Here is a 26,837-nt window from a genome sequence, read left to right as displayed (position 1 = left end):
ACCAACTACAAATGATTACTCTTTCCCTTCCTTGAGAGAAAGTTCATCAAGATCAACATCAGGCAAATCAATGAATCGCGCGATTCTTTGAACGTCTTCGAATAGAATGGCGCCTTGCCAACGCCGCTCAATCAAGGCGACGGAAAACCAATATTGCCCGTTGGGAACATCGATCACCGGTAATGACGTTGGCAAATTTTTGTCTTTTTCGTCTGACCATATTGGTGCATCCTGCCCAATATCCTTTTGATAGAGATTCATCGAAAGAAATGGGCGTGGACAGGTATTTTTTAAATCCGTCGGCGGAGAAATACGCCAGCTTCGACTGTCCTTCCAACTGATTTTCTGTATGGGATCAGGTTTAGAAACCAGCACCCAAGACGACCATTTTTCCCCTTTGAGGGATGTCACTTCCAGTTTATATAAACCCGCCTGGAGTGCTCCCGAACGCCCTTCAATATCCAGCTTGAAATTGTTGACATCTTCACCGTCAAGATTAGTAGCCAACAGTTTTTTCTCTGGCCATTCTGAAAATGTAATATTCGCAACGCCAGCTTGTGACGAACCATAAAGAGAGAATTGATAGTAGACACGGTTTGGCGTTTGCACCGTTTCTCGCCGGATCACAATCGCTTGTAACCATTGAGGTAGAGACAATGTGCTTAAACTCCGACCACAATCTTCACTGATCGCGAGTGAGAGAAACTCTGTCAGGTGCCGTTTTTCCGTATCGTTTTTTTCTTGCTGCCAAGCCTCAACCATGGACTCAAAACTCTCAGCGGTATTTCCTTCCAGCAAGCGCTGATGCGCGGATGTCAACGCATCAGAACCACCAAACCATGCCGCCGAACTTCCGCATGGAAGCATTGAGATGAGAAAAAGAAATACCGCGTGTCTCATTACTGCATTTTCATCCGGTAACCAACACCACGCAGTGTTTCAATTTCACACTCTGGTAATTTCTGACGAAGCTGCAGTACATGAGTATCTACTGTACGTGTGGTTGGATAATGGTTGTACCCCCACACTTGATCAAGCAGTTCGTCTCGCGTGAACACACGCCCGGCATTCTTTGCAAGGAAAGCCAGCAGGTCAAATTCAGTACGGGTAAGGACCACTTCACTCTCAGCACAAATCACTGAGCGCGTCGACAGGTTAATACGCAATTTCCCCACGACGATGTCGTCAGAGGTACTTTCTCCTGCCGTCACAGGACGACGCAGATGCACACGGATACGTGCCAACAGCTCAGCCTCAGCAAAAGGCTTGGTCATATAATCTGTCGCCCCCGAGTCCAGTCCCCCAACACGATCTCGCACTGACACCATAGCGGTCAGCATGATCACGGGAACGTCTTTGATCTTATTCCAGGCTGGTAGCCATTCCATGGAATCGCCTTCTGGCAGTTGTCTGTCAAGAACCACCAAGTCAGCCTGCGCCCAGAGGTGTTCTACTTTGCTTGCACAGTCTGCGTACAAACACTTATATCCATTCTGTTCTAAACTGGCGAGAAGACCATCTGCCAGGTTTGCATCATCCTCAACCAGCAACAGAGTCGTTTGTTGGGTCACAAGGTATCTCCAAAGTAAATGTGGTTGGCGGGCCGACAAGTGTCAGTTTGCCTCCCATCCTTTCTATCATTGCTTCAACGATTGTCAGTCCTAGCCCTAGACCTTTTTCACTGACAAAAGGTTTACGAATTGTCTTCCAGTCTTTTGCAGACAGTCTTCCTTGGTCCTGTACTTTAATTATCAGTAGTCCATTGCTAATTTCGGCAAATACCATTACCGGCGCATGGCCGTATTTCTTGGCGTTGCTAATTAGGTTGTCAAGAGATGTCGTCAACCAATAAATATTGACCGCGACCGGCCCATCTTCTTTGACCTTCAATTCTACCTGACGTTCTTCGCACAGGTAACTTAGCCACGTTTCCAGTGAAGGGATATTTTCCCTTACCAGCTGTTGCTGGTTGGATTGCAAGTAATCTTTGCTTGCTTCAGCAAGTTGTTTCAGACGCATTGAGTCCTCACATAAGCGTCGAAACTCGTCATAGAGTGGCTCAGGCAAGGCATCAAACTTACGTCGGAACCCTTCTACAGTCATAGATAAACTGGCAATAGGTGTTCGCAGTTCATGCGTCAGGATCTGCAATACCAGCATACGTTCTTGCATCAGCCGCCGTTTGACACTCCAGCGGTTAAAAACCCAACCCGCCATCCAGAGCACATTAATAATAGCAAGTGCAATAACCAGTTGGGGCCAATAAGACGGTGCCTGTTTTTGGTTCCAGCAAACATTGCCAATACGGGACAGGCAAAAGCCATTTTGGTCAATCTGTGATGCCAGAAGATTCTGACTCTCCAGAAGTGGCTTCCAGACATCTGCACTATATACCTTGTAGTGACTTCCCTCTCGGAGCCAAAAATCGTCCCCTGAAAGGATCGTTTCAGCACCACCGTTTAAAGCATTGACAGCATTTTCCGACATACGTTGCAATTTTCCCAGCAAAGTGTCGGGTAGTGCCAACATTCGCTCTTTTATATGGAAAAAGCGAAGCAGTTCATCCCGACGTTCTGGGAATTTCTCAACATATTTTGCTGCATAACTTCCCCCACCAGGATGGATCAGGTTTGAACGGGAAAACCAGACAGACGGCAAATAGGTGTTAAAACAGAGTGCACGAGTAAACACCAGGGGATCAGTGACCAAAGGGCTTACCGGCCATGGTCCCTTGCACTGTTCAGAAGCCTGATAAAGGCGTTTTAAATCCTTCAGCGGATAATTCGCTGATTGTGGCAATAGACTGTCCGGGATCAGTAATGCTTTAGGGTATTCACTGTGAATCGCATTCAGTGCGTATGTTGCGATCGGAGGTTCAGCCAATAATGACGACCTGAAAGCACTGAGCTGTTCAGGGAAAGAGACATTTGCCCAGGTTCGAGCGCTGAGCAACGTTAAACATACAACCAGAAACGTTCGCATGGCGAGAGATTACCATCAAAATATTTCTAAATGTCAGTAATTTGTAAGAGTCAAACGAGAAAAGGGGTTTATTTGCTGCTCCCGTATACAATTAAGGCCAGCATTCGCTGGCCTGATTCATCTGTGACATCGGTTCAAATAGCTTTAGAAATCGCGTCAACGCTCTCTTTCGCGTCGCCAAACAGCATTGCTGTGTTTTCTTTGAAGAAGAGTGGGTTTTGTACGCCCGCATAACCGGTGTTCATCGAACGCTTAAACACGATAACATTCTTTGCGTTCCACACTTCCAGAACGGGCATTCCGGCAATGGGACTCCCCGGATCTTCCATCGCTGCCGGATTAACCGTGTCATTAGCACCAATAACCAGAACCGTATCCGTCTCAGGGAAATCATCATTGATTTCATCCATTTCCAATACGATGTCATAAGGTACTTTCGCTTCTGCTAACAGCACATTCATGTGTCCCGGCAAACGTCCCGCTACCGGATGAATACCAAAACGAACATTGATACCTTTTGCGCGCAACTTCTCAGTGATTTCATGCACCGGATACTGAGCCTGTGCAACCGCCATACCGTATCCCGGCGTGATAATCACAGAACGGGATTCCTTCAGCATTTCCGCTACGTCTTCTGGCGACACTTCACGGTACTCACCGTACTCAGTATCTGTAGAAATTGAAACTTCCTGGCCAAATCCACCCGCGATCACACTAATAAACGAGCGGTTCATCGCCTTACACATTATGTAAGACAGAATCGCACCGGAAGAGCCCACCAGCGCGCCAGTAACGATCAAAAGATCGTTCGCCAGCATGAAGCCAGCCGCTGCCGCCGCCCAACCGGAGTAAGAGTTAAGCATGGAAACCACAACCGGCATATCTGCACCACCGATTGACGCCACGAGATGATAACCAAACGCAAAGGCAATCAGAGTCATCACGAGCAATGCAAACGTGCTACCATCAACGTTAACGAAATACACCATCAGCAGTGTCGAAATAACAACCGCAGCCAGGTTCAGTTTATGTTTGTGTGGCAGGTTGAGGGGTGAGGAAGAAATGATACCGCGAAGCTTAGCAAACGCGACAACAGATCCCGTAAACGTTACCGCGCCGATAAATACGCCCAAAAACACTTCTACCATATGGATAACGTGTTCTGCGTGAGCAAACTGACCGGTGTATAGCGGTGAATCAAGGTAACTATTATACCCCACCAATACCGCAGCCATACCCACAAAGCTGTGAAGGATGGCTACCAATTCCGGCATTTCCGTCATTTCTACGCGCTTTGCATAGTAAATACCGATAGAGCCACCGATCACCATAGCCAGAATAATCCAGATCAGTCCCTGTGAATAAGGGCCAAAAATAGTCGCGATAAGTGCGATGGCCATACCGGCGATGCCGAAATAATTCCCTGATTTTGCTGACGTTTGTTTAGAGAGGCCAGCAAGGCTCAGGATGAAAAACAGTGCAGCAACAATATATGCCGCTTGTGCTAGTCCTGCAGACATTCTTTGCTACTCCTATTAATCTTTGCGGAACATTTCAAGCATGCGTTTAGTAACTGTAAAGCCACCGAAGATATTGATGCTTGCAATGAGAACGGCAATAAAAGCGAGGAAAGAAACCACACCATTGCCTTGACCAATCTGGAGTAGCGCACCCACAACGATGATGCCCGAGATAGCATTAGTCACAGACATCAAAGGCGTATGCAGCGCATGTGTAACGTTCCAAACCACGTAGTAACCCACCACACAAGCCAGAACAAATACCGTGAAGTGAGAAAGGAATGCCGGTGGTGCCACTGATGCAACCCAACCAAATGCGCCCACCCCAACAATCAGCGCTGCCAGTTTCTTCACTGGAGACACGGGTTCTTCAACTTTTTCTTCCTTGACAGGTTTAGGCTGAGCCTTCGCCTGAGGCTGTGCAGAAACTTGAATAGGTGGTGCTGGCCAGGTGATTTCACCGTCTTTGACAACCGTCACACCACGAAGCACCACGTCGTCAAAATCAATATTGATGTTACCGTCTTTCTCTTTACAGAGGAGCTTCATCAGATTCACGAGGTTAGTGCCATAAAGCTGTGAAGACTGGGTAGGAAGACGACCGACCATATCGGTATAGCCAATCACTTTTACGCCATTGTCAGTAACAACGACTTTATCGGCTTCAGTGTATTCACAGTTACCGCCATTCGCTGCTGCAAGGTCAACAATCACGCTGCCTGGCTTCATAGAATCGACCATCTCTTTGGTCACGAGTTTAGGGGCGGGACGACCGGGGATCAGTGCAGTGGTGATGATGATATCAACGTCTTTCGCCTGTTCAGCATAGAGCTCAGCGGCTTTTTTGTTGAAGTCATCAGACATTTCTTTTGCGTAGCCGTCACCACTGCCTGCTTGTTCTTCAAACGCCACTTGAAGGAATTCAGCACCCATGCTTTCGACTTGTTCTTTGACTTCAGGGCGGACGTCGAATGCACGAACAATAGCACCGAGACTGCCCGCCGCACCAATCGCAGCAAGTCCCGCCACTCCGGCACCGGCAACAAATACTTTCGCAGGCGGTACTTTACCGGCAGCGGTAATTTGCCCGGTAAAGAAACGTCCAAACTCATGTGCCGCTTCTACTACCGCGCGGTAACCGGCGATATTAGCCATCGAACTCAATGCGTCCAACGCTTGTGCCCGGGAGATACGCGGCACCGAATCCATCGCGAGGACATTGATATTTTTGGAAGAAAGATCTTGCATCAGTGCTTCATTCTGAGCTGGCCAGATAAAGCTGATGAGCGTAGCACCCTCTTTAATGCGATCGATTTCGTTAATCCCTGCCGCTTCATCTTTATGCGGTGCGTTAACTTTAAAAATGATGTCTGATTGCCAAACGGCATCGACATCAACAACTTTAGCTCCAGCCTGCTCGAATGCCGCGTTATCGAAACTTGCCAACGCCCCTGCATCCTTTTCGACAACAACCTCGAAGCCCATCTTTAATAGCTGCTCAACCGTTTTCGGTGTGGCAGCCACCCGCGTTTCATGCGCGAGTATCTCTTTTGGAACACCAATTTGCATAGCTAATCCCTAACTATTGGCAGTAAAAGTAATCTTTTTGTAACGAACCGAATACACTTAATCAAGCATTTCTGTAAGAAAAATACCAAAACAATCAATAAGCAAGCGCAATACACAACATTTTTAATGACTTTCAGTAATAAAATAACGTCATTTATTAAATCTTAAGGCAGACCTAATCTAGGCCATTAACTTATTGATTTTAAGCTCGTTATTATTCAGTTCCGCGTATATTTTGCGTCGTTTTGTATCCTTACAAACCATTGGCGACCTTTGTAATCGGTGTCATATGTATCAGCCTGAAAACGCTGGTTGATAACATCTTCAGTTTTCTTGGGTTTCCATTGCTTTGATTACTGTAAAGACCGAATAATCAAAACATTCTTTCTCCCATTTGATCGATAAATAATTGAGACTTACGAAGCATTAGTTCATTAGCACTCTCTTCAGAAGGTAAAAGGTCAGAACGGATGAAATGATGAGTCTTCAACTCACCATCGATTTCTTTGCAAATACGTCCATTGATCCGGTACTGCCCTCCCTCAGACTTTGCTTCGGTATAAATAAAAAAACCTTTGTATTCTGTCGGCTCGGCTTCTTTCGTTGGTTTTTCCTTGCTGCTGAATAACCAGTCAAAAAGTCCCACGTTAATTCACCCTCAATATTCGAACCAATAGGAAAGTTTATAGTGACGAAACGCCCAGTTGTTGTCCAGCACAGAGAAAAAGAAACTTGATATTAAAAGGGCTCCCAAAAACACCTGAAACTACAGCAAATTTTAGGGGGAGCTCAGGGCATAAAAACGGACATAACATAACTTCATTTTTAGACATTGATTAGTTTTTATAATTAATTCTTTATAATCATATTACTACAGTAGTCTACAAAATGGAGGCCTCTGATTTAAAGCAAGTACTTAAATAACACCACCACCATTACTAAAACTTATTTATCAAAATCACCCCAATCTGATAACATCTGACTTTAACAACGGATTGTAGAGGCCCCCTTGCTTGCCTTTTTAAGTAAACATTCATCAATTTTGCTGGTTGTGTCTGCTATAGCCGGGTTTGTATTTCCTTCGCTCTCTGAAGCGACGCTGCCCATCCTTCCTTACATATTGTTTACCCTGATGTTGTTTACATTGTTGGGTATTGACCAGCGTGCACTGGTCAAGTCAATCGCCGACAAAGAAGCTTGGTTGTATGCCCTTGTGCATTGCGGTGTCACCACACTTTTTGTTGTTTTTATCGGGTACGCTTTTAATGCCAGCACTGAGTTACTGATGGCAACAGCCGCAGTTTGTGCTACTGGAACACTTTTTGCGACACCCGCCATTGTACGTTCTGTCGGTTTTGAACCACTGAAAGCCATGGCATTTACTATTACGACGACATTGATGATGCCAATCGCCTTGTATATCAACCTCGCCGTCTTCAGTGCCGATCAGTTTTCCCTGGATCTCCAGGATTATTGCCTACGCCTAATCATCTTTATTTGCGGACCAATGATATTTTCTTACGGGGTACACAAGTATGTTCCTGAGGAACGCTTAGTCCGGATACATAGCAAGCTTACGCAGTTTACTATCATTCTGGTTTTCAGCTTTCCCTTCGGCCTTACCGGTCAATACCGTTGGCTGTGGGAGCAAGACAGAACTTCTGCGATTGCGATGTTCTTTATGGCGTTTGCAATATGCGTATTATTTTTCATGATTGGATTGGTTTTCTATTGGCACAAAGGTAAAGAAGAAGCCTACGTCGCGGCTATCACATCAGGAAACCGCAATGTTCTTTTAACCTATTCAGTGGCAGGAGCCTTCCTTGGGCCACTTTACTTGCCATTGATCGGCGCGTTACAGTTGCCCATTTACCTTCAACCCGCCTTGATGAAATTGATATTGAGAAATGATAAGAAAAGAGCCGCCAAAACATCGAAACTTTAGGGCCTGCTTGTATCACATGGTTTGCGCCCAGTTAATCTGGACGCAAACTGAGCCAATTCGTTATAGACCTGCCGCTGGAACAAAGTAAACCAGTGATGCCCAGGCGAGGATCCAAAAGGCAATAAGTCCGAAGTCCAGCCAATCTCGCTTTTCCACCATCATTTCCTCCTTAAAACAACCTTCTTATTTACATATCGGTCAATACAGAAAGAAGTTAAGTTATTTCTTCGCTGTTTTTTGTGGCGGCAACATGCCACTCTGTCTACGACACTAAGCAAATTTCATGCACAACTAAAAAAGCGTATGCTTTGATAGTTCAGATAGGTTCGGATCTAAAAACAGCGGTAGAATTGCGCCTGGACATTAGACATTTCTTTACTATATCAATCAGCAAGATAAACAAGGAAGGTAAAGTTCGAGATTTTGCTCTGGCGCTAACAATTCGTCTTTTGTTCTTACGTATTCGATAAAACTGTCTGCTAACGTGATATCAATTGATCGCGGTAACGTAGCGAGGTTCTTGAGCGAATCATAACCCTCTTTACCCTGTGACGTGTAGGCAGAAGAAATGGCCATATAGTGCCGCTCCATCTCCAGCGGCAACCAGTTGCCTTCCGGGGATTGATACTCGAGCTGTGTAATACGGCTACCTTTGGGCTTGTCGCAATGATAGGTGTATCTCAACCCAGCCGTATACGGAAAACTGCCATCTCCAATCCCTTCCACACCGTTATTTGTGGCGTTATTGATCGCCCCTTCCAATGCTTGTTTTACCTGCAAGCCTGTCGGTTCATACAACATCAGATCAATCGCAAAGGGCAGTAATCGTCCTGCCACTTCCGCCGCAGTGAGCTTGCCCTGCTCAAGGCTGACACGCACACCACCGGCATTGTGTATCGCGAAATCGATATGATGACCACGCTTACGCGCAGAATAGATCATGGCTTCGCATACCAACGGAGCGATTTGGCTCCCCCCTTTCTCATCCGGCACACGAATATGGCGCAGTTTTTCCGGCAGAAAAGCGACAACGTCACTTTTAAGTTTATCCACGGCAGGACGATAGCGAGCATTGATGACGGCTTTGATGGCTTCGTCCCCACGACAGTGAACCACATTTGGTTGTGACAATAGGTACTCTTTCGCCTTTCGAAAACTGTCTTCAGAGAGCCCCTGATCCCAGGATGCATCCATAGCAAGGCTCCTGCCCAACATCAGTACGTTGCTACCCTTGTAATCAGTGACCCTGCCATTTTCATCTAATGACACCCTAAGCTTCCCAAGAGCAAGTGAATGGCACCCTGCCTGTACAACCAGTGTGCCATTGATATGACATCCATAGGGGCCCATATCGCCAAGACCTAGATTACTAAAGTCACCCTGTAACACATGGCTATGGCCTCCAACAATGACTGACAGGCCTTCGACTTCTTCTGCCATTTTAAGGTCTTGATCGTAGCCAAGGTGGCTCAAAAGAATGATATGAGGCGTGCCAATTTCTTCGCGGATATGGGAAACAGTATTAATAATGGTCTGTTTGGCATTCACAAACGGTGTATCTGGGTCCGGCATGGCAATCTCTGCCATTTTATCCAGTGCTATGCCAAATATAGCCACTTTGCTATCACCAAACTGTTTGATCAGCACACTCGCTATTTGTTGTTCTGGGTCATATGCCAGAAGTGGCTTTTTCCCCTTCACGGGAAATGCCTTGCCCTCGGATTCGTTACTGACATCCCAATTTCCTGCAAGAAACGGAAAGTTGATTTGATCGAGAAACTTGGAAACTGCCGCATTTCCTAAGTCCAACTCGTGGTTGCCAAGAGCCATTGCATCGAGACCCAGCATGTTAAGTAAAGTCGCGTTGGCCTCCCCTTTAAACAGGCTATAGTAGAGTGTGCCTTGAAAGCAATCCCCCGCATGCAGGAACAAAAATCCGTCAGTCTCTTGTTCTGATTCTTTTTTGAATGACTTAACAACGGATGAGATGCGGGCAAACCCACCTACATTGGCATAAACCCTTTCATCCAGGCCGGCTATAGCCAGCGAAATCGGAGTGGGTTCAAAGTGAGAGTGTGTGTCATTGATATGCGCAATAGATAGCGTGATCGGTGTGGCGTTTAGCATGTTGTCCTTTTCTGCATTGCACAAAGCAAGAGTGTACCAAAGTTCCAGACTAATTCACATGCATCACACTTTTATTGCAAAAGATTTTTAAGAAAGGAAGATAATTGTGAACAGCCTTGCAGCTCCTCCGAGAATGAGGCAGACCATCGCGATATACCACCACTTCATTTCTGCTCGGGAAAGGTTCTGCACATGGAAGAGCACCACGTTGAGCTGGTGCCAGTTTTCGGTCCTTGATGCATATTGAAACGCGCACCGGACCAATGCGATAAGGCCTGTGACTAAAAGTACTGTTTCAGCTGCATGCACAATAACAAACAAAGTGTGTTTCCCAACATTTATCCAACCAGAAATAAACCAAATGAGACACAAGTATTCAACATTTTGTTTACCGCATGATGCATAATCGTGAGCCATACGGAAAGGAAGCGCCTAATTGATCTCTTCCATCCTGCGAATAATTGCTTTAAGAAGTTCAACGCTTCTGATATTGATATTCCATACTGTTAACCCATGGATGAATGACATGATTGAGTGGCACGCAAATACTCTGTGGCACCATACTGAGTCCTATCGACACTATGGCATCGATATCGGGCAACGGATGACAGTCTTTCGCCTCAATGACAATTCGTTACTTGTCCATAACCCGATAGCTCTCACCGCAGGTCTGAAAGAGCAGCTCAAACGGTTAGGTAAAATAAGTTGTGTTACGACCGCGAACCTAAACCTCCACCAGCACCTGTCCGATTGGTGGCTTGAGTACCCTGAAGCACGTTTTCTTGCAGCACCGGGGCTCTATAGTAAACGTACAGATCTGGGGTTTGATGGCATCCTGAATTCAACTACATTTGCCCTGTGGAAAGAGCAACTCTATCAGACGGTATTACGGGGTAACGATGCGTGTGAAGAAGTCATCTTCTGCGATCCCCAAAGCCGAACCTTAATACTGGGTGAAAGCTTGTTATTACTCCGTGAAGGAAGCCTGGCAAGACGATTAACCGGTCGGTTATTGGGCTGCTCTAAAGAAGCACGTGTCCCTCTGCTCTATAAAATCCAAATTAAAGAATCGAAACTCCTGCGGCAATCCCTGCAGGAAATCCTGACATGGCCTTTTGACCATATTCTCCCTGTTCATGGCGATCCGATTATGTTTAATGGAAGAGAAAAGCTTGCTGCAGCGTACGAATGGGCATTTAACAACAATTCATAGCCCTTTTATATCAAGTCGCTATAATGGCAACCCACTTGTAGACTTTGGCTATATTTCAAGCAATGAAGCATAATATTCTCACCTTTTTCAAAGGAATGGCGATGGGTGCAGCAGATGTCGTTCCTGGCGTGTCTGGTGGTACTATCGCCTTTATTACAGGCATTTACGACACTCTTCTTGAAAGTATTCGTCGCGTTAATCCCTCAATCTTTTCCCTATGGCGTAATGACGGCTTTACTGCCGTATGGAAACATATCAACGGCACCTTTCTGGCATCACTATTAACAGGTATTCTCACTGCCATTCTCACACTGGCGAAAGCCGTTTCTTACGCCCTTGAATCACACCCTATCATTATCTGGTCGTTTTTCTTTGGCCTGATCATTGCCTCTGCCATTCACATGATTAAACAGGTGGAACGTTGGTCAGTCGCTGAAATCACCATGGCAATCGCCGGAGCCGTTTTTGCATACGGTATTACCGTTGCCAGCCCGGTCAGCATGGAGTTCAACATGCTGACTGTGTTTATTTCTGGTGCCATTGCCATTTGCGCCATGATTCTTCCTGGCATTTCGGGGAGTTTCATTCTGCTTTTGCTGGGGATGTATGCACCAGTGTTGGACGCGGTCAAAAGCCTGAACCTGTCAATTCTCGGTCTGTTTGCCGTAGGCTGTCTCGCAGGAATTCTTTCTTTTTCTCACGTATTGTCCTGGTTACTCCGTCAATATCGCGGCATGACTCTTGCCTTCCTGACAGGCTTGCTAATTGGCGCACTCGGTAAAGTGTGGCCCTGGAAACAAGCGATTAGCTTCCGTACCAGCTCATCTGGCGAGCAAGTACCGTTGATAGAAAAAATACTGACACCGGGCAGCTTTGAAACAGCTACCGGTCAAGATCCTCTGGTGGTCACGGCCATTATAATGATGGTTGTTGGTTTTGTGCTGGTGTTGGGACTGGAAAAAGTGTCAGAGAAACTGGCTGACTGAGGCCTTAAGCGTCGCCATCAAATCAGCCTCCTCGCTTATTCATAACGGTCTCAATAATGAGGCCGTTTTGCTTTTTTTGCATCAGGCATCTTTGCGGTATCGCTTTCATTTCAAGAGCTTTCTCACATCAGTTCCACAAACGAAGTGATACCCTTACTGATCATTTTTTTAGTTGTCGCTCTTCTATGGACCGTTTGGGTAAAGGACGCCAGCGAGGCGTTGAATTTGTCAGTCTTATGTTGTTGGTTGGTACAGGTTATCTTTTTGCAGATCAAATGCTTTTCGACGAGCCTACTCCCACATTACTCCCTTCATGCACCTTGAGCACAGCCACGTGTTACTTTGGGCATGCTGAAGCATCACTGGCAAGCGACACAGTATCGCCACTCATTCCCACCAAACTCAGCGTAAAACTCGAAGGGCATGCTCCGGACTACCTGTATGTTGAATTAGAGGGTGTAGAAATGAACATGGGTGTGTATAAACTCAAACTTACCCAGTCACATGACAACATCTATAACGGCGACGTGATGCTGCCCATTTGCATGGAATCAGAAATGACATGGCGTGGACGGATACAGAGTCCCGATAACGCAGTGTCACTTCCTGTTGACATAAGGATGACCCGATGAAATTAAAAATTCTGGTTATTGTGGCCGCCCTCCTGGCGGGTTTTGGCGCAAGATTTTGGGTTGATCGTAATGAGACAGCGCCCTCTACTGAGAGCATTGGGATTTTGCAAAGCGGTTCAGACACCATCGACCTGTTTGACCAACGAGATCCGCGCCTGCGCGTTGTATACTTTGGTTACACGCACTGTCCAGACGTATGCCCCACATCTCTCGCCATATTGGCAGCCTCTTTGAAGTCCTTATCTGACAATATCCTGACACAAGTTCGTCCTGTTTTCATTACACTGGATCCAAAGCGGGACAACGGTGAAACGGCACAAGAGTATGCAGGCTATTTTCACCCAAACATTGAGGGGGCGAGTACATCAGAGAAGAGCACTGCAGCCCTTGCTCGTCAATACGGTGTTCTTTACCGAATTGCCGAGCTTAAAGGATCTGCCATGGAGTATGCGGTTGACCACAGCTCTTATTTCTATTTTCTTGATCCGGCAGGCAATCTACTAGAAAAGGTGCCACATACACTGAACCCCGACATGATTTCCGATGCCATTTTGCGCTTAACCGGAACGTTGCAATAATTTCTTTGGAAAAACGCAGCTTTAGAAGATAATAGAAAAAGATTCAGTTAGTGGATGCTGGCTGCTCAAGATAACAGGAGTTTTTTTGATGATATTCCGCGCTTCATTGTTTGTTGCAGTATTGGGGATGGCTTCTTTTGCTGCCTATGCAGCAGTTGATGTTGTGGGACCTTTTGCCCGAGCTACTCCACCACATGCACCTAACAGTGCAGCTTTTATGGTGCTGAGCAACGATAGTGATAAAAAACTCTCTTTAGTCGAAGCATCCACGCCGGTGGCAGGAAAAGTTGAGTTGCACAACCACGTTATGAAAGACGGGATGATGCAAATGCGTCAGGTAAAAGCCATTGACATTCCTGCAAATGGAAGCACTGAACTGAAGCCGGGTGGTTTACATGTCATGCTGTTTAATTTAAGCATGCCACTCAAGGAAGGTGAGACACTTCCGCTTACCCTGCTCTTCTCGGATGGTTCAGAAATCACCCGGGAAGTCCCGATTCGTAAAGTTATGGCAGGTGCAACGATGGAGCATAATCGCGAAAGTGCTCACTAAACCACCAAAGTTCTAAGTTTTTAGGCTGATGGCGGGAGTAGTTTATAAGCTGTATCAACATTGAGGCGGATAACTCTCCCCTCCATCGGCAAAATACATAAACGCAGTCTATGGTTTATACTGCAGCCAGTTATTTAACAGGTAAATATAAAGCAGTAAGACAACCCCAACAAAAAAACGAAGAGGTTTTTACTATGAAAATTCGTCTCCTAGCGTTAGCAGCAATCGCTTCAAGTGCAGTATTGGCTGGTTGTTCAAACAACTCAGCTCTAGAGCAAAGTGTTGCTGATCTTTCGTCTAAAGTAGACTCTCTGTCTAACCAAGTTTCAGCGCTACAAGGCGATGTGGCAGACGTAGCGTCTGCAACCAACCAAGCTTATGATGAAGCAGCACGTGCAAACGAGCGCATCGACAACATGGCGCAGTCTTACACCAAATAAGACCTGCACCATCGTTGCTTTATAAATCTGCGGCACCTTCGGGTGCCGCAGCATTTTGTGCAATCGCATACCCAACTTCAATTGGCACACCAGACTGCACAGCAAGTGCCGCACGATACCGATTGACGTTCATTTGATTTAACTCAAGCCAGTTGGAGATGCGTGGATCCGGTTGAGTCAACACCCGCTTCCCTACCTGAGTTTCGTCTGCCGATAAGGGTCTGTGAGCTTCTACAAATACAGTACCATCTGGTTCAAAGCTGACCTTAACGGGTTCATTAATCACCCGCACTTTTTCACCTACCGCCACTTTATTATACAGCCACACTATATCTGTCGGGCGCATACGGATACAGCCAGCACTCACACGCAGCCCAATACCAAAGCTTTTATTCGTACCATGAATAAGATATGACCCCGTTCCATACGCTAACCTTAACGCATGCGTCCCAAGGGGGTTATCCGGCCCTGCCGGCACTACATCAGGCAATACAATATTCCGCTCTTCCAGATATTCTTTTCTTAAGCTTGCAGGTGGTGTCCAGGTTGGATTTTCACGCTTTTGACTGATCTTGGTTTGCATGATCGGAGTATCGCGGCCTATCCGTCCAATACCTATCGGAAAAACATGCACTTTACGATTATCAGTGTCGAAGTAATAAAGACGGAGCTCGGCAAGGTTAATCACGATGCCTTCATATTCCACATCCGGTAGGATAACCTGTTGAGGAACAGTGATAAACGTACCAGGTTTAGGCAGATACGGGTCAACCCCTGGGTTTGCAGACATCAACGCTAAAAAGCCCACATTGTAAGCTTTAGCGATTTTCTCAAGGTGTTCACCAGCCTGAACGATATGCACAGGATTATCGCCAATCAATCGGGTGTTGGCTTCAGGCCAAGGGTACTCATTGGCCATGCTCAGTGTTGGTAACAAGCTTGCAAAAAAAATAGGTACAAGTTTTCTCGCGAACTTCATCATCTCGCTATGGTCTCTCTTCTAAAATTGGAGCAATGTCTCTAAACATAACACGAGATAGGACCGTTGCCCCATAGGGACAGCAATACCCAACCCCGCTCGAGGTCCCCATTTATAGTACTCATCATCCAGCCATTCTCCCATATTCCATAGCCCATCAACAGCAATGCTTTTTTTCTCTATCCCCAAAGAAGCACGGAGATTACGTTGCGAAACTGTCACTCCTGACATAGGTGAGCCAAAGAAAACACCTGCCGCCCCCCTTGCACTGATGGTTTGTTGATCTTTAGTGAAATAGTTTAAGAGCACAAGTCAATACATCCAAGCAACTTGAAGGTGCAGGATTCAGGTTGCTTGGTTATATAAGGCAGTCGTTAATGAGTCACTTACTCACCACTAAACCGAACTGCCACACTGGAGTGCATTTTTTTCATAAAAAAACCAATCTATTGAAATAAGTTATGCGTTTATTAGGTCTGTGTGTTAGTAAACCAACAAGCATATGCAATGGAGCACCTAAATGCTGATTCGAGTACCGAAGAAATCCGAGATAAAAGAAAACGAACTGACGCCAGAGAGCATCTATAAATCTCGCCGTGAGATCCTAAAAAAGCTCGGTATTGTGACTGCCAGCCTTCCCTTTGCTGCGCAAAGCCAAGCCAACATCTTTGATGTCTTTGGTGGTGATAATAAAAGTGAAGCTGGGTCCTTCGTACGATCGCCTCTAGTAGCAAAAACAACCCCTTACGGAAAAGGACTTGAAGCAACCCCTGAATCCAAAGTACTGACCTACAACAATTTCTACGAATTCGGAGCAGGCAAAGGCGACCCTGTAGAAAATAGCCAACACTTTGCTGTCAACCCATGGACACTTGAAGTCAGTGGGTTAGTAAACAAGCCAATGAAACTAAGTTATGACGACCTGCTAAAAAAATACCCGCTTGAAGACCGCTTCTACCGAATGCGCTGTGTTGAAGCCTGGTCCATGAATATTCCCTGGGTGGGTTTTTCATTGGCAGCATTGCTTAAAGACGCCGATCCCATGGGCAGCGCCAAATATGTTGCGTTTGAAACCCTCTATGATCCCGAACAAATGCCAGGACAACGCTCCCGGTTTGTTGGCGGCGGTATCGATTATCCTTACGTGGAAGGTTTGCGCTTAGATGAAGCTATGAATCCACTTACTCTGCTGAGTGTGGGTTTGTATGGTCAAACATTAGCACCACAAAACGGCGCCCCCATCCGTTTGGTCGTGCCATGGAAATATGGCTTTAAGAGCATCAAGTCGATCGTCAAAATTCACTTGCTTGAAGCCCAGCCGCCAACCACCTGGAATTTATTGGCTCCGCATGAATATGGTTTCTATGCCAATGTTAATCCACAGGTTGATCACCCACGCTGGAGTCAAGCATCGGAACGTTTCATCGGCGAAGGGTCAATATTCAGCTCCCGTCGCAAACCAACAGCCATGTTTAACGGCTATGGTGAAGAAGTCGCCCACCTGTACAGCAACATGGATTTGAGGGCCAATTATTAATGCGAGTCACCCCTCTCCAGATCACTGGCATAAAAGTGATGGTACATTTTGTCAGCCTTGGCTTTGTAGCAAACATGGCCTATCTGGTTTTATCCAACCAATTCGGCGCCGATCCGGTGGATGGAATCACCCATTACACCGGGCTGGCCGCGCTGAACACCCTGATCATCTCTATGCTGATCAGCCCAATAGCCCGTTTTACCCAAAATGGGCTATTGGTCCGGTGCCGTCGTGTTGTAGGCCTTTATGCTTTCTTTTGGGCAACGTTACATATGCTGACTTACTTTGCGCTAGATCTGACCTTGAATTTCACCTTATTGGGGCAAGAAATCATCTCGCGCCCTTACATGACAATCGGGTTTATTTCCTGGGTGATTTTGCTTGCACTTACCGTCACCTCTACAGCGAAAATCCAACGGCATATGGGAGTGAAATGGCAAAAATTGCACAACTTTGTCTATCTCGCTCTTATTCTGAGCCCCATCCACTTCTACTGGTCAGCAAAATCTGAACTTGTCGAGCCGACAATTTACATTGTTCTCGCACTTTCACTGCTGGCAATTCGTTGGAAAACGCTAAAAAGAATCGTTATTCGTCCAGTATTTAGAAGAACATAACCCGACTTTTGAACGCCTCTGCACAAATAGCGCATCCAAATATGGCAAAATTCTCATTTTTGCCATACTTTAAGTAGCCCATGGCCACTTTGACACATTCCTACATTGTTGTGCTGATTTTTGGAGTAGGCGTTCTTGCTGGATGAACTTATTTCGCTGAGTCTGAGAGATTTCCAATCTGACTGCGTCAGCTTTTGCGAACATCACTATCCGACTATCCACAACCGTGGCATGAAAGAAAGTCATCTTGGGAGAGCACTGTCTCGACGGTTAATCCATTCCTACCATAATCTGGGCATTGACACTGAATATGTCCAGCTTGAGGAAAGCGCCTCAATCAAACACTCAGCGTTTCGCATAGAAAGCCCCGAGCACCAGATTTATCTTGCCGCTCATCGTCTCATCAGCGCCAATATTGCCTGCCGGAATGCACTGGTAAAAGATACCCTCCGGACACTTGAACACCCCGACACGGCCAGCCCAAAAGAAAAACGCCTAATCATCATCGCTGATCACTGGATAGATCGTTCAAACGCCAGCAAGTCAATACCCAGCTGGTGGTTAGGTCACCAACCCATTCACAAAGAAGAATATGTCGCGCAGGGCATCAGGCTGGTTGATGCCGAAAAAAGCCTGGCAGCTGATTTTGCACAAGCGTACCAGTTAACAGGAGGGAAACATCGGATATTCCATCCCTTATTCCGCCAGCGAGATGGATTACCCCTGTTCAAATACATGCTGTTGACTGCAACTTACACGATTTAACCTTTCGACACCTTCATGCTAATTTTCCAGTGTTTCATCAAAAGGGTAATTGCCAAATGAATATCATTGGTTAGACTGGCATTACCTGCTCGGGGATAACAGATTTTCTGACCACTTCATTTATCCCAAAACTCAGTAAGGGCCAGAAATGCTCGAAAAAGTCATCAGCATACTGTTTCCGGTTTTTGCCGTAGTTGCCGCTGGCTTTTTTGTCGGGAAAGCATTGAAACCTGATATGCGCCATATCAACCGTATTAACATTGACTTAATGGTGCCGTGCCTCGTTTTCACCTCACTTTCTGTTATGCCAATGGGCAGCAAACAAACATCCTTGTTTATTGCTGCACTTATCGCCGTTCTATTACCAGGCATGTTAATGATGGGTATTGGCAAGACATTGTCACTGCCCTTCAAAACCTGGGGCCCCCCGCAAATGTTCCGCAACAGTGGAAATCTCGCTATTCCACTGTTTGGTTATGCGTTTGGGCAGAGCGCTGAAGCCCCCGCAATTTTGTTGTTTGTCGTGTCAATGATGCTCCACGTCACTGTAGGCTTGGCGCTACTCAGCAATAGCGAATACCGTTTCAATAACGTGCTTAGAATGCCCCTGCTCTGGGCCTCAATGCTGGCGTTGGTGTTTAATTTTAATGGCTGGACGGTTTGGGATCCGTTGAATGAAGCCATGACGCTCATTGGCAATGCGGCGGTGCCAGTAATGCTAATTTCCCTGGGCGTCCAACTCACCGCTATTCAATGGTCAGGGCTCAGGGTGGGCCTGTTAAGCACCATTCTCAGCTTACTGACCGGTGCCATCAGTTTTGCGGTGATATATTTCTTTGTTCCATTGCCATCAGAGCACCTTCGCATGATGTTATTGTTTGCCATGCTGCCACCCGCCGTGTTGAATTTCCTGTTTGCCGAACGATTTAAAGTCGGTGCCGATAAGGTGGCCTCAATGGTGCTATTTGGGAACTTCCTTACTCTGGTGACACTTCCTTTACTGTTGATGGCCGCATTTGCCTGGTTCTGACCCCACGTCCGGTTCTTTTCCTACACAATCGGTTTTTTCCAGACCGATTTAAAGTCGAACCAGCCAATCCTGTTTGAAGCGACATCTTCCAATTCTTGCCCATCAACCACACCTAACCATATATGGAAAAGCGGGACTATCTGTGAAGATTCCACCAAAGAGCGTCCTATCGACTCTGCATCAAACACCACATTTTCAGCTTCTCTCCACTGTGCCACTTTCTCCTTCAACTGGATGAACTCCTTTTCAGGCATCGCCGCAGAAATATGTTCGAAGCTCAACAACCAAGGCAAGATAGCATCATGACGCTTATTCCCAAGGCTCATTCCACAAAGCCAAACATCTACCTTTTTGGCATTTTTTGGCAGCATCATCTCCTCATATGAAACCGTGCTGATTTCAAGATCAACCCCGTCCTGCGCCAACATTTCCCTTAAGGCGGCAGCAAGCAATGGGAACAATGGGTTATCTTTCTGGTGTACCAGACGCAATTTGCCCATCGCAGGAGGCTTGACATCCTGTCTGGCTGTTCTGGTATGAATCCAGCCAGGAACCAAACCATAAGCATTCGTCAAGCGATACTCACCAATGCCCCGCTCAGCAAGGTGAGGTAACAGAAACAGGGAGGAAACACGTTGGCTGAAATATTCTGCCCATGCCGGATCTTTGGCCAATCCGGTTTTACGGTTCAACAACAGATAATTGCAACCTTCATCCAATTCCAGCCTTTGGTTTGCTGCACTTTTTAACGCACCCTGGCGCGAATCCAATGCCGTCGGATCCAGCGACGCTGTCGGCTGCAAATAACACATTGCAGCGCTGTCTAAAACCCAGATTTCAATTTCATCGGTTAAGGCACGGAAGCCAAAATATTGGTCATGGGCTTTCAACACCAACTGACGGCTGTTGTTTTCAACAATGCGGTAAGGGCCTGTTCCAACCGGAAACGCATCCGCTTCTTTACTGTGTGCCACTTTCTTCGATTGGATTGATGCCATAGGAACGGCGAGCGTTTCAGCAAGCCGACAATCCGGACGGTTCAAATAAATATCGACCACGTTTTCCGTCGGCGCTTCAATGCGCTCGATATGCGAAAAATATGGACGGGAAGACACGGCTTTAAGTGACCAAATAACATCTTCGCTGCAAAGCAACGTTCCATCATGGAATCTGACAGCCGGACGCAAATAGAAACGCCAGTGCGTGTCAGACAACGTCTCCCAATGGTGTGCCAAATCAGGTTCCACTTTCTCTGTGGACTCGTTAATACGTGTGAGGCCGTTGAAAATTTGCCTTACCAGGTGTTGCTCAGAGCGTCGCAACGGCTTGGCCGGATTCAGTATAGGGAATGAACGGTAATACGGCAGGCGGATAATCTGCCGCCCTTCGAGGGTGGAGACACCCAATTGCTCTTGAATCAACCTCGCCAGTTTGGCTGCATCATTGTCAAGCTCTTCCAAGGCTGCATCCAGCTTGCCTTCTTTAACCCATTTCCTAACCCGCTTCATTTGAAGATCTGCATCACTGCGGTGGAACGTCAGGCGGCTCATTTTTCCCCGCCCTACGGCTGGCTCCCAGCTCAGCCAACCCTGCCCTGCCATTTTGTTCAGCACCATCCGGGCATTACGCCGGGTGCAGCAGAAGATCTCTGACATAGTTTCAAGGTTGGTATCGCTGTCTTTTCCCCCGAAATGGGTATAAATCATTGAAAACTGGGTTTGCAGACGTTGTCCAGACATAAAAAAGCGGAACCTAAAGTGTGGGCAATGATGGAGTTTACTTCCCTATTTTATACCTGATTTTTTAATTTACTATCAATGTATAAGCCTACGTTACTTGGTGTTGGCGTGGATTGAACACACTTGATCAAATTATCGACACTCGGTCGTGATATTTCCTCATTTTGTGAGCAAGACATTGTTATTTCATCCAGCAGCGTTATTATCAAGCCACGATTGAAGATTGCCTTCATGATGTTGGAGGAACGATTTGTACACGGATCGCTCACCTCATAAAAACCGGAGTTTTCATGAGTAAATCTATCATTCTCTCGCACTTTCACAAAAAGCGCGCCTGGATGGCCAGCCATGTTGAAAGCGCCCAGTTTCCCACCTTGGAAAGTAAAGAAGGGCTACGTTTATACAAGGCCGCAGAAGCCGAGCCTGTTGAAATTGATGTAGCAACCGTAGAAAAAAGAGGAAGCCTCATCGTCTATGAAGTCGATTGTCACCCCCTGATGGTGCGATACGCCAAAACCCTGTCACTGAAATGGCCGGAACATGAACGCGAAACCCTGATAGCGTTTCTTTCCCAACTATCACTGACAGATCTTCCCCTCCCGGAAGGAATGCAGGTTCAGCTGTTTGTCGGCATGCAGCAAGGTGCACCTGTTGCAACAGGAATGCTGGTCACATCGGAAGAAACAACTGGGAAGGTGATTGGGATTTACGATGTCTTCGGTCTTTCGGCCGAAGCAAAAAACAGCATCAGGCATCACCTGTATGCGTTAGCCAGCGAAGGCACTGTGGTTGGTGAGCTGTAATGCGTTGGTAAAACCAAACAAAAAAAGCAAAGCGCCAGGCTCTGCTTTTGTGTTCAGCACCATGTTATTCGACTGTAAAAAGGAGTATAAAATGATATCAAACAGTCAACATCAATGAGCTATGAACGACAAGCACGCTCTTTTTTCACGATAAAGAACGCTCCAACGATAAATGCGACAACTAAAACAGTCTCCATGTTCCTCTCCTATAATTTTTGCTAGCTTGTCGTCGCGCTGTCATGACGCCACGTCTTACTTTTGCAAATTGCTGATTTTTTGTTCAGGCGGGAGTATAGCGAAATCCGAAAAGCAAATCTCACTAAATGTTAACTTTTTAGGCAAAAAGTTTGCTGCCGAAATGAAAAGTGTGAATGGAGACAAAAATGCATCACTGATTAAAAAAGGCTGACAATACGTCAACCTTTAAAAGGAGGCATTCACGTCGGTTACATCACGCACGCTTTCGCCGCTTTGGCTTTTTCCACACCTTTTTCAATCAGGGACTGCGCGTCCTCATCATTGATAGCTGACATAAATTTATTGAGCAGTTGTTCAGCCGTATTTTCTGAGGTGGCATCGATAAGGCAGGCGTAAGAGTTCGCCACTTTTTCCTGAACCTTTGCAACCACATCAGCATCGGTAAGATCAGCACGGAGTGCTTCTTCCATCGACTCAGTGAGCGCTTTAGCATATGCTGTCGCACTTTCCAGCGAATCCAAATTCAGTTCACCAAGATCAACGGAGTCCATTTTTTCCTGAATACTTTCTGCAGCGCTGGTCGCCACTTCTTGCGCCTTGTCGATCGCTTCGTTTGCTTCTTCACAGCCTGTCAGCGCGAACATAATAGCCATTGAAGCAATAGCCTTTTTCATAATAATCCGCCTATATTGAAATGGTTGAGCCTGCATATATCCATCAAATCACCTGAAGTCGAGCATCTTCAGGCCATTTGCGTATAGTAGTGCAAACCCTTTCATCTGATAAAGGGGATTTTGTGACAGGAAGCAAAAAAATATTCCGCCTATTGGGTTTTTTATCGACAGTATAGGCGACACGACTTCTTAACGATGTTGGTTCCAATACATGCGGGCATACGCCCAGTATCAGACTGGGCAATATGAATGCTCGGAAAATCAGTTGGTCGCTGTTTTCCCCATGGCTGCCAACACCTTTGACACCTTATTGAGCACATTCTCGCACCCTTCCATGTTGTGGCGATCCCTGAGGTACACTGGATCGTTGTAGGCCAACCAAACGTTGTTATCAGCATCCTGACTTATCAGCATTTTCTGCGGTAAATCGATAGCAATACTTTGGGCACATTGCATCAAGGGCGTCCCTACTTTCGGGTTACCAAAAATAATGACTTCCGTCGGTCTGAGCGTTAATCCTGCCTTTTCCGCATTGGCAGCATGATCAATGCGTGCAAACTGGGTTAAGCCTTTTTCCTTCAAGAACATTTCAACCTTGCTTGCTGTCTCTGCCACTGAATTGGCGCTCTGTATCTGAATCAGCCCTTCTTCCGCTTTTGCCACTGAAACGGATAAAAGTGATGCAATCGTAGCCACGGCGAGTTTTTTCATTGTCGTCTTCCCTTTCTGTTGTGTTCAACTCACATACTAGAAAAGGGAAATAGATAAAAAATCACATTGGATGGTGCATTTTGTAACCTCTGCCACACAAATATACCCAACCAACCTGAAAATGCTCAAACTGATATACAAGGCTGAGCGCTGTTTGACGACAAAGAGAAAGCCGCCTTAACGGCTTTCGGGGATTTACAGGTAGCGAGAAAGAAAATCGGTGAGCGCCTGGGTAACAACATCTGCCTGTTCAAGGTTGCTGATATGTCCCGCGTTAGGGATGACCTTGTATTCGCTGCCATCAATCGCATCATGCATCAACATAGATTCCAGCGGAGGGCGTGGTTTATCTTCGGCCCCTACCAGAATGAGCGTTGGAATCGTCAATTTTTCAATATCGTCAAACGTGTCACGGCGATCGAAGACCATTCGCCCAACCTTGACAATATTTTTTGCTGACTCACCATTCAAGCTCGTTAACTTATCCTTGAAGGCAGAAACCAATCCGGGGTTGGCCGTTTCAGCATCGTTGGCGAAAAACAGGGGCGTAATTGTATCCACCATGGAGGGCGGGATCATACCCATTTGCTCGATAGTATCAAACATCGCAAAGTACTTTTCTTTGGCTACCTCCGGTTCATAGCCGATAAAGGTATCCATCAGCACCAGTGCATTCACCCGGCCCGGCGCTTTCAATGCCAGTTCAGTGCCCCACATGCCACCAACAGACAAACCAACCAGCGCAAACTGTTCAATGTCTAAGCTATCCATCAGCAAGAGAATATCGTCAGCATAATCAATCAGCGATGTGGTGGTTTCCGGTGCATCCTCTGACTGACCATGCGCCCACAGTTCAGGCACAATGCAACGGTACTTTTTGCTGAGTACCTCGATTTGCGGTCGCCACATATCGCAATCCCAAAGGTAGCTGTGACCAAACAACACAACCGGGCCTTCGCCAACATCCAAGTACGACATGTTTTTGCCGTTTATCTGAGCTGTATGCATTTCATTTTCCTTTAGCTTTTATCTTTGGTTTTTTACTTTTCTGTTTTTGCTCTATACAAACGATAAAAAAGCGCCAGTGAAAGGCGCTATTTTCAGTCCAGCCCGATTATTCTTCTGTCGGCTTTTTCTTTTTAATCGCAAACACCTGCTCACCCACAGCCACGCCTTGGTAGAAGCTTTTGTTGCGCTTTTTCGGTACTGCCGCTTTTTTCTGGGTAGGTTTGTCCCCCTTCTTCTTGTGTTGCGGCTTTTTGCTGAAGGTTTTCTTTTTCTTCGGTGCCAGTCCTTTGAACTTCCCTTCCAGGCCTTCAAGGGTTTGGAAACTCATGCGTTTGTCCAGAAAGCCTTCAATATTTTTAAAGCTGTTCCAGTCTTTCGGCCCCACGAATGAGATTGCAATACCTTTATTGCCCGCACGGCCGGTGCGACCAATACGGTGCACGTATTCTTCAGCATGTTTTGGCATATCGAAATTCACCACATGGGAAACATTCGAAATATCCAATCCACGGGACGCAACATCCGTGGTCACCAACACTTTGTGCAGGCCACGCTCGAACTCATTCATGATACGGTTACGGGCGCTTTGGCTCAGGTCACCACTCAGGGCAACCGCTTTGATGCCACGTTCGACAAACCATGTCGCCAAGCGATCTGTGTCTGCACGTGTCGCCGTAAAGATCATCACTTGCTGGTAAGACTCTTGCTCCATCACCCGATCGAGCAAAGCCTGTTTGTGGTCAAGGTGATCGCACAGGAAAAAACGCTGTTCGATGTCTTTGTGCTCTTCATTCACAAAGCCAATGGCAACACGTTTGGGATCTTTAAGCATATCCGCTGCAATCTCATTCACCTGCTGGTGATCGAGTGTTGCTGAAAACATCAACGTCTGGCGGCGACGGTGGTTTGCAGCGCTGTTAATTGCTTTTAATTGTGGCGCAAAGCCCAGATCCAGCATACGGTCAGCTTCATCCAGAATCAGCAGCTCCAAGCCTTCCAATGACAGGTGACGATGCTCCAGATGGTCCGCCAAACGGCCTGGCGTCGCCACGATAAAGGCAGGGTTTTTACGAAACTCTTTTGCTTGATCGTTGAAGTTCTCTCCACCCAGAATCAGCATCCCTTTGAACTGTGTGCCAGCAAGCAGTTTACGTAGCTCGCCATACACCTGTTTTACCAGTTCACGGGTGGGAGCCAGAACCACAACTCTGGGACCAGAACGGCTGAATGCTTTACTGCGCATCACACGCTGTAATGCCGGCAAGAGGAAAGCCAGTGTTTTACCTGATCCGGTTTTAGACGACGCAAGCAGATCTTTCCCTGCACAAACGACAGGAATCGCAGATGCCTGCACATCCGTCGGGGTATCAAATCCCCAAAGCTCCATCGTTTTTAAAAGGCGTTTGTCTAAACCCAGGTCTTCAAATTGCAAGGTAATACTCCAGAATTATCATCTATACCAAGTCACCAAATAGCGGTAACTTGCGTTGGTACAGGGAGTTATTGCGCCCACATGGCTTTCCCAACTCCCACAAAATTGGCGCGGATTCTACCATACTTCTGGAATTAGACGCAGTTTTTATTGGTATGGATCACATTTTCAAGTACATAAAACAACCCATTATCTCTATTACCCGGTAATCGGCGTAGTGTACTTTGCTTATCTAACTGGGACCCCACACGATGAATAAACCGAAACAACTTTTTGCCTGGAAAAGGTTCTCTTTGGAAGAGGGTGAGCACATCCTGCCAAATGGCCTTGTCACGAAACACATCACCCTTGAACACCCCGGTGCCGTGCTGATCCTGCCCGTTGCTGACGACGGTAAACTGGTCATGATTCGCCAGTATCGCCCGTCTATCCGCCAGTGGATTTATGAATTTCCAGCTGGGACACTTGAGGCCCATGAATCTCCCCGTGTCTGTGCAGAGCGTGAACTTGCGGAAGAAGCGCAGCTCAGGGCTGAGGAATGGCATGCTATCGGCGAATCCCTGCCTGCGCCCGGATTCTGCAATGAAACCCAGCACCTTTTTGTCGCCAGACAGCTTCACCCATGCAGTGCTGAAATGGACGCGGATGAAATCATTGAAGTGGTACATTTCAGCGTCAATGAGGTGCAACGCATGATTGCCAATGATGTGATTCAGGACAGCAAAACCATTGTGGCGTTTTGCCGGGCCCAATTGCTCGGACTGATCACATAGGTGAATTTTCACAAAGCATTAACATT

General features: G+C 46.6%; 26 protein-coding genes. 13 read left to right on the top strand and 13 right to left on the bottom strand.

The annotated features are described in order from the left end of the window. Positions 1–15: 15 nt before the first annotated feature. The 6 genes from VHA_RS05145 to VHA_RS05120 form a co-directional block, all read right to left on the bottom strand. Positions 16–900: a DUF2861 family protein gene (locus VHA_RS05145; RefSeq protein WP_005502490.1), complete on the bottom strand. Its 885-nt coding sequence runs from the start codon at positions 898–900 to the stop codon at positions 16–18. Further along, positions 900–1,571: a response regulator transcription factor gene (locus VHA_RS05140; RefSeq protein ID WP_005502488.1), complete on the bottom strand. Its 672-nt coding sequence runs from the start codon at positions 1,569–1,571 to the stop codon at positions 900–902. The genes VHA_RS05145 and VHA_RS05140 overlap by 1 nt, the downstream gene beginning before the upstream one ends. After that, positions 1,540–2,982, bottom strand: coding sequence for an ATP-binding protein (locus VHA_RS05135; protein ID WP_005502486.1), 1,443 nt, complete (start codon positions 2,980–2,982; stop codon positions 1,540–1,542). Before VHA_RS05135 ends, VHA_RS05140 begins: the two co-directional genes overlap by 32 nt. Positions 2,983–3,116: 134 nt before the next feature. Beyond that, positions 3,117–4,502 (bottom strand): Re/Si-specific NAD(P)(+) transhydrogenase subunit beta, encoded by a 1,386-nt coding sequence (gene pntB, locus VHA_RS05130; protein WP_005502484.1) that lies wholly within the window; start codon positions 4,500–4,502, stop codon positions 3,117–3,119. A gap of 15 nt (positions 4,503–4,517) precedes the next feature. Beyond that, positions 4,518–6,071 (bottom strand): Re/Si-specific NAD(P)(+) transhydrogenase subunit alpha, encoded by a 1,554-nt coding sequence (locus VHA_RS05125; RefSeq protein ID WP_005502482.1) that lies wholly within the window; start codon positions 6,069–6,071, stop codon positions 4,518–4,520. Positions 6,072–6,444: 373 nt separating this feature from the next. Beyond that, positions 6,445–6,717 (bottom strand): HlyU family transcriptional regulator, encoded by a 273-nt coding sequence (locus VHA_RS05120; RefSeq protein ID WP_005502480.1) that lies wholly within the window; start codon positions 6,715–6,717, stop codon positions 6,445–6,447. A 363-nt stretch (positions 6,718–7,080) separates the two neighbouring features. On the opposite strand from VHA_RS05120, the gene VHA_RS05115 reads away from it, so the two are divergent. Beyond that, positions 7,081–8,016 carry a hypothetical protein gene (locus VHA_RS05115; RefSeq protein ID WP_005502478.1) on the top strand — a complete coding sequence of 312 codons (936 nt, stop codon included), beginning with the start codon at positions 7,081–7,083 and terminating at the stop codon, positions 8,014–8,016. Between the two features lie 387 nt (positions 8,017–8,403). Here the strand turns inward: VHA_RS05115 and VHA_RS05110 are convergent, their stop codons facing one another. Then, the gene (locus tag VHA_RS05110; protein ID WP_005502476.1) at positions 8,404–10,143 is read right to left on the bottom strand and encodes a bifunctional metallophosphatase/5'-nucleotidase; all 1,740 of its coding nucleotides are present in this window, start codon (positions 10,141–10,143) and stop codon (positions 8,404–8,406) included. Positions 10,144–10,669: 526 nt separating this feature from the next. On the opposite strand from VHA_RS05110, the gene VHA_RS05100 reads away from it, so the two are divergent. The 6 genes from VHA_RS05100 to VHA_RS05075 all read left to right on the top strand — a co-directional run bounded on the left by VHA_RS05100 (position 10,670) and on the right by VHA_RS05075 (position 14,545). Beyond that, the gene (locus tag VHA_RS05100) at positions 10,670–11,356 is read left to right on the top strand and encodes a DUF4336 domain-containing protein (protein WP_040528262.1); all 687 of its coding nucleotides are present in this window, start codon (positions 10,670–10,672) and stop codon (positions 11,354–11,356) included. Positions 11,357–11,418: 62 nt separating this feature from the next. Further along, positions 11,419–12,342: a polyprenyl-phosphate transporter gene (locus VHA_RS05095; protein WP_040528261.1), complete on the top strand. Its 924-nt coding sequence runs from the start codon at positions 11,419–11,421 to the stop codon at positions 12,340–12,342. Between the two features lie 320 nt (positions 12,343–12,662). Further along, entirely contained in the window at positions 12,663–12,974 is a 312-nt protein-coding gene (locus VHA_RS05090; protein ID WP_226926488.1) for a hypothetical protein, read from the top strand. Next, on the top strand, positions 12,971–13,552 hold the full coding sequence (locus VHA_RS05085) for an SCO family protein (protein WP_005502470.1): 582 nt from the start codon (positions 12,971–12,973) through the stop codon (positions 13,550–13,552). The genes VHA_RS05090 and VHA_RS05085 overlap by 4 nt, the downstream gene beginning before the upstream one ends. 88 nt (positions 13,553–13,640) lie before the next feature. Next, positions 13,641–14,105: a copper chaperone PCu(A)C gene (locus VHA_RS05080; protein ID WP_005502468.1), complete on the top strand. Its 465-nt coding sequence runs from the start codon at positions 13,641–13,643 to the stop codon at positions 14,103–14,105. A 194-nt stretch (positions 14,106–14,299) separates the two neighbouring features. Next, entirely contained in the window at positions 14,300–14,545 is a 246-nt protein-coding gene (locus VHA_RS05075) for an Lpp/OprI family alanine-zipper lipoprotein (protein ID WP_005502466.1), read from the top strand. 19 nt (positions 14,546–14,564) lie between these two features. Here VHA_RS05075 and VHA_RS05070 read toward each other — a convergent pair whose 3' ends face one another. Next, positions 14,565–15,524: a L,D-transpeptidase family protein gene (locus VHA_RS05070; RefSeq protein WP_040528334.1), complete on the bottom strand. Its 960-nt coding sequence runs from the start codon at positions 15,522–15,524 to the stop codon at positions 14,565–14,567. 520 nt (positions 15,525–16,044) lie between these two features. Between VHA_RS05070 and msrP the strand changes: the two genes are divergently transcribed. From msrP to VHA_RS05045, 4 genes are all read left to right on the top strand, one after another. Further along, entirely contained in the window at positions 16,045–17,061 is a 1,017-nt protein-coding gene (gene msrP, locus VHA_RS05060) for a protein-methionine-sulfoxide reductase catalytic subunit MsrP (RefSeq protein ID WP_005502462.1), read from the top strand. Further along, complete coding sequence (msrQ, locus tag VHA_RS05055) at positions 17,061–17,678, top strand: protein-methionine-sulfoxide reductase heme-binding subunit MsrQ (RefSeq protein WP_005502460.1); 618 nt, start codon at positions 17,061–17,063, stop codon at positions 17,676–17,678. Before msrP ends, msrQ begins: the two co-directional genes overlap by 1 nt. Before the next feature lie 135 nt (positions 17,679–17,813). Then, complete coding sequence (locus VHA_RS05050) at positions 17,814–18,443, top strand: hypothetical protein (RefSeq protein ID WP_005502459.1); 630 nt, start codon at positions 17,814–17,816, stop codon at positions 18,441–18,443. A gap of 148 nt (positions 18,444–18,591) precedes the next feature. Further along, entirely contained in the window at positions 18,592–19,473 is an 882-nt protein-coding gene (locus VHA_RS05045; RefSeq protein ID WP_005502457.1) for an AEC family transporter, read from the top strand. A gap of 20 nt (positions 19,474–19,493) precedes the next feature. On the opposite strand, the gene VHA_RS05040 is transcribed toward VHA_RS05045, so the two are convergent. Beyond that, the gene (locus VHA_RS05040) at positions 19,494–21,212 is read right to left on the bottom strand and encodes an SgrR family transcriptional regulator (RefSeq protein WP_005502455.1); all 1,719 of its coding nucleotides are present in this window, start codon (positions 21,210–21,212) and stop codon (positions 19,494–19,496) included. A gap of 290 nt (positions 21,213–21,502) precedes the next feature. Between VHA_RS05040 and VHA_RS05035 the strand changes: the two genes are divergently transcribed. Continuing rightward, positions 21,503–22,015 (top strand): hypothetical protein, encoded by a 513-nt coding sequence (locus VHA_RS05035; protein ID WP_005502454.1) that lies wholly within the window; start codon positions 21,503–21,505, stop codon positions 22,013–22,015. 446 nt (positions 22,016–22,461) lie between these two features. On the opposite strand, the gene VHA_RS05030 is transcribed toward VHA_RS05035, so the two are convergent. The 4 genes from VHA_RS05030 to VHA_RS05015 form a co-directional block, all read right to left on the bottom strand. Beyond that, on the bottom strand, positions 22,462–22,887 hold the full coding sequence (locus VHA_RS05030) for a hypothetical protein (RefSeq protein ID WP_005502453.1): 426 nt from the start codon (positions 22,885–22,887) through the stop codon (positions 22,462–22,464). Positions 22,888–23,148: 261 nt separating this feature from the next. Beyond that, on the bottom strand, positions 23,149–23,598 hold the full coding sequence (locus tag VHA_RS05025; RefSeq protein WP_005502452.1) for a DUF302 domain-containing protein: 450 nt from the start codon (positions 23,596–23,598) through the stop codon (positions 23,149–23,151). Positions 23,599–23,793: 195 nt separating this feature from the next. Then, complete coding sequence (locus tag VHA_RS05020; RefSeq protein WP_005502451.1) at positions 23,794–24,606, bottom strand: alpha/beta fold hydrolase; 813 nt, start codon at positions 24,604–24,606, stop codon at positions 23,794–23,796. 106 nt (positions 24,607–24,712) lie between these two features. Further along, entirely contained in the window at positions 24,713–26,038 is a 1,326-nt protein-coding gene (locus tag VHA_RS05015; RefSeq protein ID WP_005502450.1) for a DEAD/DEAH box helicase, read from the bottom strand. Positions 26,039–26,289: 251 nt separating this feature from the next. Here VHA_RS05015 and VHA_RS05010 point away from each other — a divergent pair, with 251 nt between their 5' ends. Beyond that, positions 26,290–26,811 carry an NUDIX hydrolase gene (locus VHA_RS05010; RefSeq protein ID WP_040528260.1) on the top strand — a complete coding sequence of 174 codons (522 nt, stop codon included), beginning with the start codon at positions 26,290–26,292 and terminating at the stop codon, positions 26,809–26,811. The last annotated feature ends 26 nt before the right edge of the window (positions 26,812–26,837 follow it).

The sequence above is a fragment of the Grimontia hollisae CIP 101886 genome (assembly GCF_000176515.1).
In the GTDB taxonomy this organism is placed as follows: domain Bacteria; phylum Pseudomonadota; class Gammaproteobacteria; order Enterobacterales; family Vibrionaceae; genus Enterovibrio; species Enterovibrio hollisae.
The sequence above is the reverse complement of the archived record's forward strand: the minus strand, read 5'-3'. Positions and strand labels throughout refer to the sequence as shown.

Excerpts from the sequence above, each read along its gene's own strand:
- VHA_RS05145 (WP_005502490.1), bottom strand. The coding sequence starts at position 900 with ATGAGACACGCGGTATTTCTTTTTCTCATCTCAATGCTTCCATGCGGA.
- VHA_RS05135 (WP_005502486.1), bottom strand. The coding sequence starts at position 2,982 with ATGCGAACGTTTCTGGTTGTATGTTTAACGTTGCTCAGCGCTCGAACC.
- pntB (WP_005502484.1), bottom strand. The coding sequence starts at position 4,502 with ATGTCTGCAGGACTAGCACAAGCGGCATATATTGTTGCTGCACTGTTT.
- VHA_RS05125 (WP_005502482.1), bottom strand. The coding sequence starts at position 6,071 with ATGCAAATTGGTGTTCCAAAAGAGATACTCGCGCATGAAACGCGGGTG.
- VHA_RS05110 (WP_005502476.1), bottom strand. The coding sequence starts at position 10,143 with ATGCTAAACGCCACACCGATCACGCTATCTATTGCGCATATCAATGAC.
- VHA_RS05100 (WP_040528262.1), top strand. The coding sequence starts at position 10,670 with ATGATTGAGTGGCACGCAAATACTCTGTGGCACCATACTGAGTCCTAT.
- VHA_RS05095 (WP_040528261.1), top strand. The coding sequence starts at position 11,419 with ATGAAGCATAATATTCTCACCTTTTTCAAAGGAATGGCGATGGGTGCA.
- VHA_RS05085 (WP_005502470.1), top strand. The coding sequence starts at position 12,971 with ATGAAATTAAAAATTCTGGTTATTGTGGCCGCCCTCCTGGCGGGTTTT.
- VHA_RS05080 (WP_005502468.1), top strand. The coding sequence starts at position 13,641 with ATGATATTCCGCGCTTCATTGTTTGTTGCAGTATTGGGGATGGCTTCT.
- VHA_RS05075 (WP_005502466.1), top strand. The coding sequence starts at position 14,300 with ATGAAAATTCGTCTCCTAGCGTTAGCAGCAATCGCTTCAAGTGCAGTA.
- VHA_RS05070 (WP_040528334.1), bottom strand. The coding sequence starts at position 15,524 with ATGAAGTTCGCGAGAAAACTTGTACCTATTTTTTTTGCAAGCTTGTTA.
- msrP (WP_005502462.1), top strand. The coding sequence starts at position 16,045 with ATGCTGATTCGAGTACCGAAGAAATCCGAGATAAAAGAAAACGAACTG.
- msrQ (WP_005502460.1), top strand. The coding sequence starts at position 17,061 with ATGCGAGTCACCCCTCTCCAGATCACTGGCATAAAAGTGATGGTACAT.
- VHA_RS05045 (WP_005502457.1), top strand. The coding sequence starts at position 18,592 with ATGCTCGAAAAAGTCATCAGCATACTGTTTCCGGTTTTTGCCGTAGTT.
- VHA_RS05040 (WP_005502455.1), bottom strand. The coding sequence starts at position 21,212 with ATGTCTGGACAACGTCTGCAAACCCAGTTTTCAATGATTTATACCCAT.
- VHA_RS05035 (WP_005502454.1), top strand. The coding sequence starts at position 21,503 with ATGAGTAAATCTATCATTCTCTCGCACTTTCACAAAAAGCGCGCCTGG.
- VHA_RS05030 (WP_005502453.1), bottom strand. The coding sequence starts at position 22,887 with ATGAAAAAGGCTATTGCTTCAATGGCTATTATGTTCGCGCTGACAGGC.
- VHA_RS05025 (WP_005502452.1), bottom strand. The coding sequence starts at position 23,598 with ATGAAAAAACTCGCCGTGGCTACGATTGCATCACTTTTATCCGTTTCA.
- VHA_RS05020 (WP_005502451.1), bottom strand. The coding sequence starts at position 24,606 with ATGCATACAGCTCAGATAAACGGCAAAAACATGTCGTACTTGGATGTT.
- VHA_RS05010 (WP_040528260.1), top strand. The coding sequence starts at position 26,290 with ATGAATAAACCGAAACAACTTTTTGCCTGGAAAAGGTTCTCTTTGGAA.